The organism is Oceanicaulis alexandrii DSM 11625 (assembly GCF_000420265.1).
Classification (GTDB): Bacteria; Pseudomonadota; Alphaproteobacteria; order Caulobacterales; family Maricaulaceae; genus Oceanicaulis; species Oceanicaulis alexandrii.
In genome coordinates this window covers 130047-145002 of sequence record NZ_ATUP01000002.1, presented here as the reverse complement: position 1 = coordinate 145002, position 14956 = coordinate 130047, and the positions used below count along the sequence as shown (strand labels likewise).

Below are 14956 nucleotides of genomic sequence, written 5' to 3'. Positions count from 1 at the left end.
AATGGATTTGCCGCGGCTTATAGCCATGCCGGACGGGTATGAAAACCCGTGTCCGCCATTGGCGCTGATCTCATGGCCCTAAAGCCCCTCAAAACCCGCCATGCGCCAGATTTCATCGGGGCTGTGTGCGCTGATCTCCACAATGCCCAGTCCCGAGTTCGCCATGGCCTGCCGCACGAGCTCGGCGCCGGTGCGATAGCCGACCGCTTCGCGGCCGTCAGGATGGGCGAACATCCAGTGCCCGTAATTGGCGCGGCGCGGCAGCGCCCGGATTTCCTCGGCCCAGGCGCGGAAGGTGTCGTCGTCGAGCGGCTCATACGCCGTCTCTCGTCCTTCATAAGCTTCCGCATAGATCTCGGCGAGGCCCTCATTGGCGGCCGCAATGGCGATTCCCGGTCCGAAGGCGTTGTTTTCGATGGTCCAGCCGCGCGCCAGATGGTGCATCTCATGCAGCCCGGTGCGCATCAGGCCTGCCTGCGCCGCCGCTTCGACGCCGCCCGGATAGGTGACCGAGAGCTCGATCACCAGCTCGCCAGGGCGCTGCGCCCGGCCTGTCACCCCGCCCAGCGCGTCCACGCCGGGACGGTGAATCGGCACGACCGTCACGGAGACGCTGTCAGGCAGCGCGGGAAAATCCGCCTGCGTCGCTTGATGCGCCGCAGTGAGAATCCGTGAAATCACCGCGCGTTCTGATGCCGTGAAGTCATGCTCCGAGCCTGTTTCAAACGATACGGAAACCGCACTTTGCACGCTGTCGGCGGGCTGATGGGCAAGCGCGACCATCGTGCCCCCCGAAGCGCCCAGCATGAGGGCGAGCGTAAGTGTTCTGACCATAACCAACCTGTGTTCTGTAATGTTATGCCGTCATGACTAACGCTCCCGTCATGGGCCTGGGATTACCAATCCATGACAAGTTGGACAGCCTGAGGGTCACTCGCCTCCGCGCAATCGGCTTGCCCGCCGCGTCAGGGCGATGTAACCGGCACGCCTTATGTTGCACATCAATGACCTCTCCCACCGTATCGACGGGCGCCTCTTGTTTGACCAGGCGACGCTGTTCCTGCCCGCCAAGACCCGCATGGGGCTGGTGGGGCGCAACGGCACGGGCAAATCCACGCTGTTCCGGCTGATCCTGGGCGACGCCACCCCCGATGACGGCTCAGTAAGCCTGCAGCCCGGCGCCCGTATCGGCACGGTGGCCCAGGAAGCCCCGGCGGGGCAGACCCCGGTGATGGATTTCGTTCTGGCCGCTGATCTTGAGCGCACAGCCCTGCTGGCGGAAGCGGAAACCGCGACGGACCCGCATCGCATCGCGGACATCCAGACCCGGCTCGCCGATATTGACGCGCACTCGGCTGAGGCGCGCGCGGGCGCGATCCTCAATGGTCTGGGCTTCACCTCGACCGATCAGGGGCGCGCCTGCGCCGAGTTTTCCGGCGGCTGGCGCATGCGCGTGGCGATGGCGGCGACCCTGTTCGCCCAGCCCGACCTGTTGCTGCTGGATGAACCGACAAACTATCTCGATCTGGAAGGCGCGGTCTGGCTGGAGACCCACCTTCAGAAATTTCCCGGCGCCGCGCTGATCATCTCGCACGACCGCGACCTTCTGAACTCATCCGTGCATTCCATCGTCCACCTCAAGGATCTCAAGCTGTCGGTCTGGGATGGCGGCTATGACCAGTTCCAGCGCCAGCTCGCCGAGCGTCAGCGCCTGCAGATGAAGATGGTGGAGAAGCAGGAAGACGAACGCCGTCACCTGCAAGCCTTCGTCGACCGGTTCAAGGCCAAGGCGAGCAAGGCCAAACAGGCCCAGTCGCGCGTCAAACGGCTGGAGAAGATGCAACCTGTCGCCACCATGGTGGAAGACCCGGTCGCGCCGTTTGAGTTTCCGCACGCCGAGCGCCGCATGGGCAATCCGCTGGTGCGCTTTGACGCCTGCGCGACGGGGTATTCAGACGACAAGCCGATCCTTCGCAACATGGACATGCGCATCGACACCGATGACCGCATTGGTCTGCTGGGCCGCAATGGCGCGGGCAAATCCACCTTCGCCAAGCTCCTGACCGGCGCGCTGAAAGTCACCGACGGCGCCATGCGCATGCATAAGAAGGCCGTGGTCGCCCATTTCGCCCAGCATCAGATCGACGCCCTGTCGGCCAATCATTCCGCCTACACCCATGTGCTCGAGCGCATGGAGGACGCCACTGAAGCCGAGCGCCGCGCCCGCCTCGCCCGCTTCGGCCTGCCCGCCAACCGTCAGGAAACGCCGGCGAAGAATTTGTCAGGGGGCGAGAAGGCGCGCCTTCTGATGAACCTCATCACCTTTGACGGCGCGCATCTTCTGATCCTCGACGAGCCGACCAACCACCTCGACATCGACAGTCGTGAAGCGTTGAAAAACGCCATCAACGCCTTCGAGGGCGCGGTGATCATCATCTCCCACGACCGGGATCTGATCGAAAGCTGCGTAGACCGGCTCTGGCTCGCCGCGGACGGCACGATAAAGCCCTATGACGGGGATATGGATGATTACCGCCGAGAGCTGTTGGCGGGCGAAGTCAAACCCCGCGACAAATCCAAACCCTTAGGCGGACAGAAGACCCAGGACCGGCGCGACGCCGCAGCCGCGCGCGAAAAGCTCAAACCCTTGAGGGCGCAAGCGGCCAAATGCGAGAAAGAGATCGAACGCCTCAAAGGCGTGCTTGAGAAGATCGACGCCGGGCTCGCGGTCGATGGCCTGTGGGAGAAGGACCCCAACCTCGCAACCGAGCTGACCAAGAAACGTTCCAGATGCGTGGATCTGATCGACGAGGCGGAGATGGCGTGGCTGGAAGCCGAAGAAGCGCTCGAGGCGGCGACGCGGGCGGCGCAGGCCGGATAAACCCCGACGGTCTAAGCCTAAAGTCGTGTGACCGGCGGTCACCTTGTCCAGAGACACTCCCCGTGTCCAAATGCGGATCAAACGTCTTGAGAACGTGATCCCGGGGAGTGTTTTGACATGGGCTCTATCTACGACACCGATCTTGATCGCAACGCGGCGAACCATGTGCCGCTGAGCCCGATCAGCTTTCTGACGCGCACCGCCCGCGCCTATCCTGAAAAACTCGCCGTGATCCATGGCGATATCCGCCGCAATTGGGGCGAGGTATATGAACGCTCGGTCCGCCTGGCCTCGGCGCTGTCAAAGCGTGGCGTAAAGAGAGGCGATACGGTCGCGGTCATGGCGCCGAACATTCCCGCCTTCGTGGACGCGCATTTCGGCGTGCCCATGTCCGGCGCCGTGCTCAACGCCCTCAATATCCGGCTCGACGCAGAGGCGATCGCCTTCATCCTCAAGCATGGCGAAGCCAAGGTGATCCTGGTGGATCGCGAATTCTCCTCCGTCATCGCTCAGGCCGTCGAGGCGCTAGAGACAAAGCCCCTGATCATCGATATCGACGATCCCCTCGCCGAGCATGGCGATCTGATCGGGGAGATCGAGTACGAGGCCTTCCTGAAAGAGGGCGATCCGGACTTTGAGTTTCATCGTCCGACCGATGAATGGGACGCCATTGCGCTCAATTACACCTCGGGCACCACGGGCGATCCCAAGGGTGTCGTCACCCATCATCGCGGCGCCTATCTCAATGCTCTCGGCAACGCCATGGAATGGGATCTGCCCCATTTCCCTGTCTATCTGTGGACGCTGCCCATGTTTCACTGCAATGGCTGGTGCTTCCCCTGGACCATAGCGGCCAAGGCGGGCGTGAATGTCTGCCTGCGCAAGGTCGAACCCTTCGCCATCCTGTCCGCCATCGCCGAGCACAAGGTCACACACCTCTGTGGCGCGCCCATCGTGATGAGCATGATGATCCAGCTGCCTGAAAAGGAACGGCCCACATTTGATCACCCCGTCGCGATGATGACCGCCGGCGCCTCCCCGCCCGCCAGCGTGATTTCGGGGATGGAGGCGATGGGCGTGACGGTGACGCACACCTACGGCCTCACGGAAGTCTACGGTCCCTCCATCGCCTGCGCCTGGAAGCCGGAATGGGATGAGCTGCCGCTGAAAGAGCGCGCGCGGCTGAAGGCGCGTCAGGGCCTGCCCTACATCACCCAGGAAGACCTGATGGTGGCGAACCCGGAAACCCTGGAGCCGCTGCCCTGGGACGGGGAAAGCCTTGGGGAGATCATGATCCGCGGCAATGCAGTGATGAAAGGGTATCTCAAGAACCCCGCCACCACGCAAAAGAGCTTTGCGGGCGGCTGGTTTCACACCGGCGATCTCGCTGTCACCCATCCCGACGGCCATGTGGAGATCAAGGACCGGTCGAAAGACATCATCATCTCGGGCGGCGAGAACATCTCCTCGGTCGAGGTGGAGGATGTGCTCTACAGCCATCCCGATGTGGCGGCGGCCGCCGTGGTCGCCAAACCTGACGCCAAATGGGGCGAAACCCCGTGCGCCTTCATTGAGTTAAAGGGCGGAAGCGATGTGACGCCTGAGGCGATCATCGCCTATGCCCGCGAGCATCTGGCGCACTTCAAGGCGCCGCGTCTGGTGGTGTTCGGCGAATTGCCCAAAACCGCCACCGGCAAGATCCAGAAATTCATGCTGCGCGAACGGGCGCGGGAGATGGGCTAGCGATCAGAGGACAAGCTCGGGGGCGTGGAAGGACCACTCGTCGCGTGCATCAAATTGCCTGTCTCATCGAGGCCGACGCCCAAGCCTTGCTGACGGCGGTCTTCAAAGAACGACCTTTCGTCTGCACTCGGCTCGGCAAGAACCGCTGAAAAGGCGTCGAGCCATATATCGTTCTCGTCATCCGTATGAAGCATGAACGCCTCCGACTCAGATGAGCTGAGTGTATGCTTCAATGGATCAAATGTGGGGAAACGAAACCTAACCGCACTTCACTTCGGCCACCGTGCCGTCATCGCCGACGACGATGTTCAGGCGGTCGGGGCGGTAGTCCATGGTCACGGGATCGCCCTGCCCATACACCCGGTGCGGACGCGGCAGGCTGTCAGTGTGCACCCCGCCAACGGGCTGGCCCACCAGCACCTGATAGGCCTCTGCGGCGCAGAGTTGCATCTGGTCCCCGGTCTCCGGCGCGAACTCCGATTGTGGCCCGGTTTCCAGCGGCATGGAGGCGCAGGCGGTCAGCGTCAGACCAGCGGCGATGAGGGTGAGTGTACGGATCATGCTTTGCGCTCCCAGCGGCCCATTTCGTTCTGCCGCCAATAGCTAATGGCAATATCAGACTTTTTCTGGGCGGCCCAGAGCGCGCGGGCTCGCGCCAGGCTGGTTTCGTCGGACGCTTCAAACATCACCACCACCCGCTCCCAGGCGGACACATCGCCGGGATCGGCGCCGTCCAGGCAGAACAGCATGTCAGCTTTGTTGAGATTATCCGTCCCATCAGACAGCAGGATCGGCTGGTCTTCGGGTTGAGGCGCGCTGTCGCGGCCATGAGGCAGGAAGCTGTCTTCGCGGAAGGTCCACAAATGCGCATCGAGATGATCAAGGCGCGCCTCTTCCTGGCTGCACACCAGAGCGCGGCCGCCGCGTTCGGTCAGCTTGGTCAGAAGCTCCGGCAACGCCTGGTCAATGCTGGCGTTTTCCAGATGATAGAACCACAGCTCAGCCATGTTGCGTCCTGAATGGCGACGCCCCCGGCACGAGGCCGGGGGCGCTGCGGAAAGGGCGTTAGCCCTCGAAGTTGTCACGCACCAGACGGTCCAGCAGGCGCACGCCATAGCCGGTGCCGAAGGTGGGCTGACGCGGATCCTTGGAGCCCGCATGCATGCCGGTGCCGGCGATGTCGATATGGATCCAGGGCTTCTCGTTCACGTGACGCTTGAGGAATTGCGCCGCGGTGATCGAGCCGGCCAGACGGCCCTCGCCCACGTTTTTCATATCTGCGTTCGGGGTGTCGATCTGGCGGTCGTATTCCGGACCAATCGGCAGACGCCACACGGTTTCGTCGGACGCCTTGCCCGCTTTCTCCAGCTTGGCGACCAGGTCGTCGTCATTGGAGAACACGCCCGCATGCTCATGGCCCAGCGCAATCAGGATGGCGCCGGTCAGGGTTGCGAGGTTGATCATGAATTTCGGATCAAAACGGTCTTGGGTGTACCACAGCACATCGCCCAGAACGAGGCGGCCCTCGGCGTCGGTGTTGTGGATCTCGATGGTCTGGCCGGACATGGATTTGACGATGTCGCCCGGACGCTGGGCGTTGCCGTCCGGCATGTTCTCGACCAGGCCGATCACGCCGATGACGTTCGCCTTGGCTTTACGACCGGCGAGCGCGGCCATCAGGCCGACCACAGCGGCGGAGCCGCCCATATCGCCCTTCATTTCGTCCATGCCCTGGCCCGGCTTCAGCGAGATGCCGCCGGAGTCAAAGGTGACGCCCTTGCCGATGAAGGCGAGCGGCTTGTCGCCGGACTTGCCGCCATTCCACTTCATCACGACCATTTTGGATTCGCGCACCGAACCCTGGCCCACACCCAGCAGGGCGTGCATGCCGTATTTCTCCATCTCCTCTTCACCGAAGACTTCAATTTCAAGGCCCAGCTTGCTGAGTTCCTTGACCTTCTCGGCATAGCTTTCGGGATAGAGCGCGTTCGGGGTTTCGTTGACGAGGTCACGCGCCAGGGTCACGCCGTCGGCGACCGGACCCCATTGAGCCCAGAGCTTTTCAGCTGCGGAGGCGTGGCTGGACACCATCTCGACGCTGGTGACGGAGGGCTTTTTGTCCTCTGACAGCTTGGTGCGATAGGTGTCGAACCGGTAGCTCGCCAGGGTCGCGCCCAGCGCGCCGCGGCACAGCTGATCAGCGTCGCCGTCCAGATGCACGGACACCGCCTTGGCGCCAGACGTCAGGACCGACTTGATCACGCCCGCCACGGCTTTCTCGGCGCCATTGCCGTCGAGCTTGGATTTCTCGCCCAGACCGAACAGCACGATGCGAGTCGCATCCACGCCCGCCGGCGCTGCAATTTCCAGAAGATCGCCGGCGCCGCCCTTGAAACGAGACGCTTCAATCGCGCGGGTCACTGCGCCGGAGGTCGCCGAATCAAGCGCCTTCGCGGCGTCCGACAATTTGCGGTCGGCGTAAACCGGCGCTGCAACTGCATCGCCAGACGCTGAGGCGGCAAACAGGATTTTCATGGCAAGCCTTTCTAGTATCTGCAAGATTACGGCGCGCGAGGACCGCGCGGCCCGTTGGAGAACTCCATGCGGGCAGTGGTATCGCATCCCAACCCGCGTTAGAAGATGCGGTCTTCATGGATACTGACTGCTCGTCCGTTCACACATTGGCGCCGAATGACCCTGTTTCAACGCTATACTTTCAGACAGGCGCTCTGGCCCTTCCTGGGCGCCATGGCGGCGCTGACCGGTCTGGCGGTCCTGACCCAGTCGCTTTCCAATCTCGATCTGATGGCGGAACGCGGTGAAACGGCGCTGGTTCTGATCTACATCACCGTGCTGGCCATGCCGCAGGTGATCGCGCTCCTGCTGCCGATCGCGGTGTTTCTGGCCGTGGCGATTTCTCTCAACCGGCTAACGAGCGATTCTGAACTGACGGTCGCGGCGGCGGCGGGCATGAGCCGGTTCCAGCGCGTCAGCCCCTTCCTGCGCCTCGCCATCTATGTGGTCCTGGTCAATCTGGTGATCAATCTGTTCGTCCAGCCGGCGAGCTTTCGCGAGATGCGCCAGCAATTGTTCGAGATTCGCACCGACCTCGCCGCCAGCTTTATGCGCGAGGGCGAGTTTGTGCCGCTGGGCGATCAGGTGACCTTTTATGTGCGCGAGATCAGTGATGACAGCGTGCTCAATGACGTCTTCATCGTCGACCGGCGCACCGGCCAGTCCGCCGCCTACGCCGCCCGGCGCGGCCGGATCGCCGCGACAGAACGCGGCCCGGTCATGCTGCTCGAAGACGGGGTGCGCACCCAGATCGACCAGTCGGGCGTTCTGACCAATCTCAGTTTTGACAGCACCAAGGTCGAGCTCACCGTGTTCGTGGACAACACGGCCTCGCTGTTCTTCAAGGAGAGCGACAAATTCCTCTCCGAGCTGTTGCGCCCCACCCCTGCGGACATCGCCCGCGCCGGCGGCAAGGACCGGCTGCTGGCCGAAGGGCATTACCGGCTCTCCGCTCCGCTTTACAGCCTGGCCTTCGCGCTGATCGCGCTAGCGGCCTACATGTCCGGCGAACATCGCCGGATCGGCTATGGGCGCAATCTGATCATCGCCGGCGCGAGCGCCGTGATCTTGCGCCTTGTGGGCTTTGGCGTACAGGCGGCGGCGGAATCCGATGACGGCATGAACGCCGTGCAATACCTCGTGCCGCTCCTGGGCATTGCGGTTGCGATCGCAATCATCGGGCGCCCGCGTCGCCGGGCGCCCCGGCCCGCGCCTTCGCCGGCCACACTGGCGGAGGCCTGAGCATGTTCGGACGTCTCTGGCGCTATATCTTCATCCAGACCCTGATCGGGCTGATCGGCGCAGCGTTGATCATCACCGCCGTGATCATGCTGATCGACTTTGTCGAAACCTCCCGCGATATCGGCACGCGGGTCGGCATTTCCGCCTTTCAGGCGCTGCACCTGTCGATGCTGAAAGTGCCGCTGCTGGTGCAGGACACCCTGCCCTTCATCGTGCTGTTCGGGGTGTTGTTCACCTTCTTCCGGCTCAACCGCCGGTCTGAACTGATCGTCATGCGCGCCTCAGGGTATTCCGCCTGGCGCATTCTGGCGCCGGTGGCGATCCTGGCGGCGCTGACAGGGGCCGTCAGCACGCTGGCGCTCAATCCGCTGGGCGCCGCGTCCAACGCCCGGTTCGAAGCCACGCGTGAAGCCCTGTTTGAAGGCGAAGGCCAGTCCAGCGGCGCGGACCAGTCCGGCCCGGTCTGGCTGCGTGAGACGACGGCGACCGGCTACACCATGATCACCGCCCAGCAGCAAGGCGCGGACGACGCCTCGCTGACCCAGCCGGTGTTTCGCCAATATGTTCTGTCAGAGACTGGCGCGCCGACACTGGATCGACGCATCACCGCCGATGAAGCCGAGCTCAATGGCGGCTTCTGGAGCCTTCTGAACGCGGTGGAGTACGCGCCGGGCGGCCAGGCCGTGGCTCTGGGCGATGTGGCGCTTCCCACCAATGTGGGGCGACAGGCTCTGTTTGAACGCGCCCGCTCGCCCGGCGCCGTGTCGTTCTGGCAATTGCCCGCCGTCATCAATTCCGCGCGTGACGCCGGTTTGTCATCGCTGGCGTATGAGCTGCGCTGGCACGGGCTTCTGGCTCAGCCGCTCATGCTGGTCGCGGCGGCGCTGATGGGCATCGCCGCCACCTTGCGCCTGCATCGCCTGGGCGGTGCAGCCGCCTTCGCGGTGGCTGGCGCGACAGCGGGGTTCATTCTCTATTTCAGCCAGGAACTGATGCTGGGCCTTGGGGCGTCCGGGGCGATCACCCCGCCCACCGCCGCCTGGACGACACCCGCCCTGTTCTCACTGGCCGGTTTATTCTTTATCGCAGCCACCGAAGACGGCTGATGCGTGGACGCTGGCGCCCCAATCCGATACAGGGTTAGCTGGGCATAGGCCAAGGGACTGAACACTGATCATGAACGCGTTGTACCGATCTGCGGCACTGGCCGCCCTGTTGGCGGCGGCAAGCCCTGCAGCGATGGCGCAGACTGTCAGCAATGATCGAGTGTATCTGGACGCGGACGAGCTGATCCAGGATCAGCAGCAGGGCCTGTATATTGCGCGGGGCGATGTCCGGCTGCAATCGGGCGAGCGAGTGCTGTTCGCGCAAGAACTGATCTACAACCCCGCCCTCAATCGCGTGGTCGCCAGCGGCGGCGTGCAGATCTTTGACGGCAGCGAACCCGCGCAATTCGCCGAGGAAGTCGAGCTGAGCGATGATCTGCGCGAAGGCGTGGCGCGCGGCTTTGCAACCTTGCTTGAAAACAATGGCCGCGCCGCTGCGGGCGCAGCCCTGCGCCGCCCGGACGGCTCGGTGGAGCTGTCGAACGCCTATTATACCGCTTGCGAGCTGTGCGAGAGCGGCGAGGACGAACCCACCTGGCGCCTGCGGGCGAGCCGGGTGGTGCGAGACACCCAGAACAAGGTGATCTATTACCGCAATGTGCGGCTGGAAGTGCTGGGCCGACCGATCCTTTACTCTCCGGTTTTCGCCCATGCCGACCCGTCCGCCGCGCGCCAGTCAGGCTTTCTGTTCCCGGTTCTGAACAGCTCCAATCGTCTGGGCTTCAGCTATCAGCAGCCGTATTTGTGGGCCATTGGACCGTCCCAGGAATTGATCGTTTCACCGCGCTATATGGGCAAGGTGAACCCGCTTCTGCAGCTGGACTGGAGCCGCCGTTTCTATTCCGGCGAGATGAACGTCCAGACCAGCTTCACCTATGAGCAGGAGTTCGATCAGGACGGCAAATTCGGCGACGAAGAGCTGCGCGGCCATGTGTTCGCGGACGGGCTGTTCCGCTTCAACCAGAATTTCCGATGGGGCTTTGGCGTCGAGGCGGTGAGCGGCGATCTGTATCTGCGCCGCTACGGATTCGAGGAATCCCCGGACCGCGCTGACGGCCTGTTCGAGATTCGCGATCAGCGCATGCTGCTCAACCAGGTGTTCTTCATCGGTGATGGCGAACATTTCCATGGCGACGCCACGGTGATCCATTTCAACAAGCTGCAGGAAAACGTCGATGACGACACCCTGCCGCTGATTTCGCCCCTGATCCGGTTCGGCGCTGAATTGCCGATGCCGAGATGGGCGGGCGATCTGGATTTCAGCTTCAACACCGCCAATCTGCAGCGAAACGCCGGTGATGATTATACGCGCGCCAGCCTGGCGCTGGACTGGACCCGACCGACCATCCTGCCCGGCGGATTGCGGGCTGAGGCGTTCGCTCTGGCGCGCGCTGACGCATATGCCTTCAATGAGACCGACGCGTCGGGCAACGAGATAGACAGCACCAATCTGACCCGCTCACTCGGCGCGGCGGGCCTCGATCTCAGCCTGCCCTTCGTTCGGCCGGGCGAGAGCGTGAACTGGCTGATTGCGCCGCGCATGGCCGCGATCATCGCCAGCAGCGACAACGCCGACAGCACGCCGGTCAATGTCGACAGCCTGTCGATCGAGTTTCAGCAAAGCCAGTTGTTCGACGCCGCCCGCGCCAATGGCTATGATTTGTGGGAAGACGGCGCCCGCCTGGATGTGGGCCTGACCGTCGCCGCAGACTGGCGCGGCGCCCTGCCTGGCGAGCTGGAAGTGTTCGCAGGCCGCAGCTTCCGTCTAGACGGCGATCAGCGCTTCCCGGCTTCCAGCGGTCTGGCCGACGATGATTCGGACTGGATCGGGCAGATCGAGCTTGATCTGGGCCAGTTTGACCTCGACGCCCGCGCCCGGATCGATTCTGAAAGCCAGGAAATCAATCGTCTGGACCTGACCGCCGGTTTTGACGCCTGGCGGGTTTCGATGAACACGCGATACACCCGCCGCACCGACGCCGCCTCCACCCGACAGCTGGAGGAGGTGACGGCCAGCGCCGGTTTCGCAATCACCGAGGACTGGTCTGTGGTCTATGACGGCGTGATTGACCTTGAAGAGAACGAAATCCGCCGCCAGCGCGCGGGACTGCAATATCGCGATGAATGCACCAGCCTGCGTATTCTTTGGGAGCGCGATAATATCGATGTGGCCAATCTGGGCCCCAGCGACTCCGTCAAACTTGAGATCGTGCTGTTCACACTGGGCGGCCTGAGTGATGATTAACGTCTGACACGCAGTCGGGCGATTGCGTCAGTCTGTGGTATCGGTATCTTGCCCGAACACCTCTAACCTTATGGTTCTTACATGGCGTTCCGACTCGCGCTGACTATCCTCGCCGGCATCGCAATGATGACCGCTGCGCCCACAGCCTCCGCCCAGCAGGTGGAAGGCATTGCAGCTGTCGTCAACGACCAGCCGATCACCACGCTGGATGTGCGCGATCGCATGCGGCTGATCATTTCCTCGGCGGGCGTCCAGCCCACTGAAGAGATGCTGGCGCGCATCCAGGATCAGGCCATCCGCGGTCTGGTGGATGAAACGCTTCAGCTTCAACAGGCGCGCGAGTTCGAACTCGAAGTGGACGAAGCGGAAGTGGATGACGCCATCGGCGACATCGCGGCGCGCTCCGGCGCAACCGTTGAAGAGGTGGAAGCCGACCTCACCGCCAGCGGCATCGACATCAATACGCTGCGCCAGCAGGTGAAAGCGGAAATCGCCTGGCAAATTCTGGTCAGCGGCCGCTATCGCTCGCGCATTCGAATCTCCGATCAGCAGATCGAGACAGCGCTGGACCGGTTCATTCAGTCCGCCTCCCAACCGCAATATCGTCTGGGCGAGATTTTCGTGCAGATCACCCCCGATGGCGGCGAAGAGCGGGCGGTCGGCGTCGTTCAGACCATTTATGACCAGCTGCGTCAGGGCGCGCCTTTCCAGGCGGTCGCCCAGCAATTCTCTGACGCGGCCAGCGCCAGCGCAGGCGGCGATACGGGCTATCTGCCCCTGTCGGGTCTGCGTCCCCAAGTGGCTGAAGTCGTGGAACAGATGCAGCCAGGTCAAATTTCCAATCCGATCCGCGTGCCTGGCGGCTTCCAGATGGTCGCCCTGATCGACAGCCGCGATGGCCAGGTGGTCGAACAGCTGACCCTGACCCAGATCACCCTGCCCCGCTCTCAGCTGACCGATGAGAAGCGCGCAGCGCTGTCTGAGGCGGCGAGCGCAATCAATAGCTGCGACGCGCTCGAAGAGGCTGTCAGCGGCATCGACGGCGTTTTTGTCACCAATCTGGGCGATGTGGGCGCAAACGCGCTTGTGCCGACCATTCGTGACGCTTTGAGCGGGCTTGAGCCGGTTTCCGCCACGCCAGTGCTGGACACGGCGGCGGGCGCTCAGGTGTTCGTGCTGTGCGACAAGGCGCTGACCGGTCCGGGCGTGCCGAGCCCGGAGCAGATCGAAAACCAGCTGGTCAATCAGCAATTGTCCCTGCTGTCGCGCCGCTGGCTGCGCGATCTGCGCCGTGACGCCACCATCGAAATCCGGTGATCCGCGCGCCTCTGGCTCTGACCCTTGGGGATCCTGCAGGGGTCGGCCCTGAACTTTGCCTGAAAGCCTGGCGCGCCCTGCGCGATGAAGATGCGTGCTTTGTGGTCTATGGCGACCCGGCGCCCCTGCTGGCGGCTGCGGAGCTGCTTGACCTGCCCCGTCCTGAGCGTGTCTCGGACGCGGACGAAGCGCGCAAGGTGTTCTCGAACTTCCTGCCGGTGATCGCACTTGAAGCGTCTGAGACCGAGGCTGAAGCCGCCGTGCGCTCCATAGAGGCGGCGGTAGACGCTGTCCGCTCAGGCGAAGCGAGCGCTATCGTCACCAATCCTGTCTCCAAGGCGCGGCTGTATGAGATCGGGTTCAAGTTTCCCGGCCATACCGAGTTTATCGCACACCTCACTGAAGACCTGCCGATGCACGGCGCGCGCGGCCCGGTGATGATGCTGTCAGGCGGCGGCCTGCGCACGGCGCTCGTCTCAATCCACACGCCGCTTCTGACAGCGATCCAGACATTGACGGCTGAGGCTGTGGTGAAGACCGCACATGTGGTGCGCGATGCGCTGAAGCGCGATTTCGCGCTCGCCGAACCTCGTCTGGCGCTCGCTGGATTGAACCCCCATGCAGGCGAAAACGGCGCCCTGGGGCGTGAGGAGATCGACATCCTCGCCCCCGCTCTGGATCAACTGCACGGTGACGGCGTGGATATCGTCGGCCCCTTGCCGCCAGACACCATGTTTCATGAAGAGGCGCGCGCAGGCTATGACGCCGCGATCTGCCTGTATCATGATCAGGGGCTGATCCCGGTGAAAACCCTCGATTTTCATGGCGGCGTGAATATCACGCTGGGGCTTCCGGTCATCCGCACCAGCCCCGATCACGGCACCGCCTTTGACATCGCCGGACAGGGCGTGGCGCGGCCTGACAGCCTGATCGCCGCCCTGCGTCAGGCGGATCTGATGACGCGCAACCGAGAGGCTGCGTCATGAGCATGGATCAGTTGCCGCCGCTGCGCGCGGTGATCGCCGAACACGGGCTCAACGCGGACAAGCGCTTCGGCCAGCATTACCTGCTCGATCTCAATCTGACCGCCAAGATCGCCCGGCTGTGCGGGGATATGAGCGGCGCCACCGTCATGGAAGTCGGCCCCGGTCCCGGCGGGCTGACGCGCGCGCTGTTCAGCGAAGGCGCCGCGCGCGTGACGGTGATCGAAAAGGACCGCCGCTTCGTGCCGGCGCTGGAACAAATCGGCGAAGCTGCGCCGGGCTGCTTCTCCATCATTGAAGCGGATGCGCTGAAAGTGGATGAAGCCGCCCTGCCCTTTGAAGGCGAGCGGATTCTGGCGTCCAACCTGCCCTATAATGTGGGGACAGCTCTGTTGATCAAATGGCTGCAGGCCGATCCGATCTGGTGGACGCGGCTTGTCTTGATGTTTCAAAAGGAAGTGGCCGAACGCGTGGTCGCCACAGCCAGCGACAAGCAATACGGGCGGCTCGCCATTCTGACCGCCGCCGTGGCCAAATCTCGCCATGCCTTCACCGTTCCGGCCCGCGCCTTCACCCCGCCGCCCAAGGTGGACAGCGCGGTCGTAGTGCTTGAGCCCCTGCCCGAGGATCAGCGTTTTTCAGACCTCAAGGCGCTCTCAACCGTAACGGAAAGCGCTTTCGGCCAACGCCGCAAGACCTTGCGCAAATCACTCGGCCCGGCGGCGAGCCAGACGGGCAAAAGCGCAGAGGCGCTGCTCGAGGACGCCGGGATAGACCCCGGCGCGCGCGCGGAAACCATTCCGCCCGAAGGCTTTTTCAAGCTTGCCAAAGCCTGGCGCGCGGCCCGGGGCTAGGCCCAGGCCGC

At 63.4% G+C, this 14956-nt stretch carries 13 protein-coding genes; 8 read left to right on the top strand and 5 right to left on the bottom strand.

Going from position 1 to position 14956, the window contains the following annotated elements:
- Positions 1-78: 78 nt before the first annotated feature.
- Positions 79-783 (bottom strand): DUF2268 domain-containing putative Zn-dependent protease, encoded by a 705-nt coding sequence (locus G405_RS0113325; RefSeq protein ID WP_169447531.1) that lies wholly within the window; start codon positions 781-783, stop codon positions 79-81.
- A gap of 208 nt (positions 784-991) precedes the next feature.
- Between G405_RS0113325 and G405_RS0113320 the strand changes: the two genes are divergently transcribed.
- Together G405_RS0113320 and G405_RS0113315 are read left to right on the top strand one after the other, a co-directional pair.
- Complete coding sequence (locus G405_RS0113320; RefSeq protein WP_022702017.1) at positions 992-2881, top strand: ABC-F family ATP-binding cassette domain-containing protein; 1890 nt, start codon at positions 992-994, stop codon at positions 2879-2881.
- Positions 2882-2998: 117 nt separating this feature from the next.
- Complete coding sequence (locus tag G405_RS0113315; protein WP_022702016.1) at positions 2999-4624, top strand: acyl-CoA synthetase; 1626 nt, start codon at positions 2999-3001, stop codon at positions 4622-4624.
- Here the strand turns inward: G405_RS0113315 and G405_RS16125 are convergent.
- From G405_RS16125 to G405_RS0113295, 4 genes are all read right to left on the bottom strand, one after another.
- Positions 4621-4818, bottom strand: coding sequence for a hypothetical protein (locus G405_RS16125; RefSeq protein WP_040705777.1), 198 nt, complete (start codon positions 4816-4818; stop codon positions 4621-4623). The two genes, G405_RS0113315 and G405_RS16125, sit on opposite strands and share 4 nt — an antisense overlap.
- A 64-nt stretch (positions 4819-4882) precedes the next feature.
- Positions 4883-5185, bottom strand: a complete 303-nt coding sequence (locus G405_RS16120) for an I78 family peptidase inhibitor (RefSeq protein ID WP_022702014.1) — start codon at positions 5183-5185, stop codon at positions 4883-4885.
- The gene (locus G405_RS0113300; RefSeq protein WP_022702013.1) at positions 5182-5631 is read right to left on the bottom strand and encodes a DNA polymerase III subunit chi; all 450 of its coding nucleotides are present in this window, start codon (positions 5629-5631) and stop codon (positions 5182-5184) included. Before G405_RS0113300 ends, G405_RS16120 begins: the two co-directional genes overlap by 4 nt.
- Before the next feature lie 58 nt (positions 5632-5689).
- Positions 5690-7159: a leucyl aminopeptidase gene (locus G405_RS0113295; RefSeq protein ID WP_022702012.1), complete on the bottom strand. Its 1470-nt coding sequence runs from the start codon at positions 7157-7159 to the stop codon at positions 5690-5692.
- Between the two features lie 156 nt (positions 7160-7315).
- Here G405_RS0113295 and G405_RS16115 point away from each other — a divergent pair, with 156 nt between their 5' ends.
- From G405_RS16115 to rsmA, 6 genes are all read left to right on the top strand, one after another.
- The gene (locus G405_RS16115) at positions 7316-8440 is read left to right on the top strand and encodes an LptF/LptG family permease (protein ID WP_022702011.1); all 1125 of its coding nucleotides are present in this window, start codon (positions 7316-7318) and stop codon (positions 8438-8440) included.
- A gap of 2 nt (positions 8441-8442) precedes the next feature.
- Positions 8443-9546, top strand: a complete 1104-nt coding sequence (locus tag G405_RS0113285) for an LptF/LptG family permease (RefSeq protein WP_022702010.1) — start codon at positions 8443-8445, stop codon at positions 9544-9546.
- A 70-nt stretch (positions 9547-9616) separates the two neighbouring features.
- On the top strand, positions 9617-11791 hold the full coding sequence (locus G405_RS0113280; protein ID WP_022702009.1) for an LPS-assembly protein LptD: 2175 nt from the start codon (positions 9617-9619) through the stop codon (positions 11789-11791).
- Between the two features lie 81 nt (positions 11792-11872).
- Entirely contained in the window at positions 11873-13108 is a 1236-nt protein-coding gene (locus G405_RS0113275; RefSeq protein WP_022702008.1) for a peptidylprolyl isomerase, read from the top strand.
- A complete protein-coding gene (gene pdxA / locus G405_RS0113270) occupies positions 13105-14094 on the top strand; it encodes a 4-hydroxythreonine-4-phosphate dehydrogenase PdxA (protein WP_022702007.1) in 990 nt (329 codons plus the stop codon). The genes G405_RS0113275 and pdxA overlap by 4 nt, the downstream gene beginning before the upstream one ends.
- On the top strand, positions 14091-14945 hold the full coding sequence (gene rsmA / locus G405_RS0113265) for a 16S rRNA (adenine(1518)-N(6)/adenine(1519)-N(6))-dimethyltransferase RsmA (protein WP_022702006.1): 855 nt from the start codon (positions 14091-14093) through the stop codon (positions 14943-14945). Before pdxA ends, rsmA begins: the two co-directional genes overlap by 4 nt.
- Positions 14946-14956: the final 11 nt, after the last annotated feature.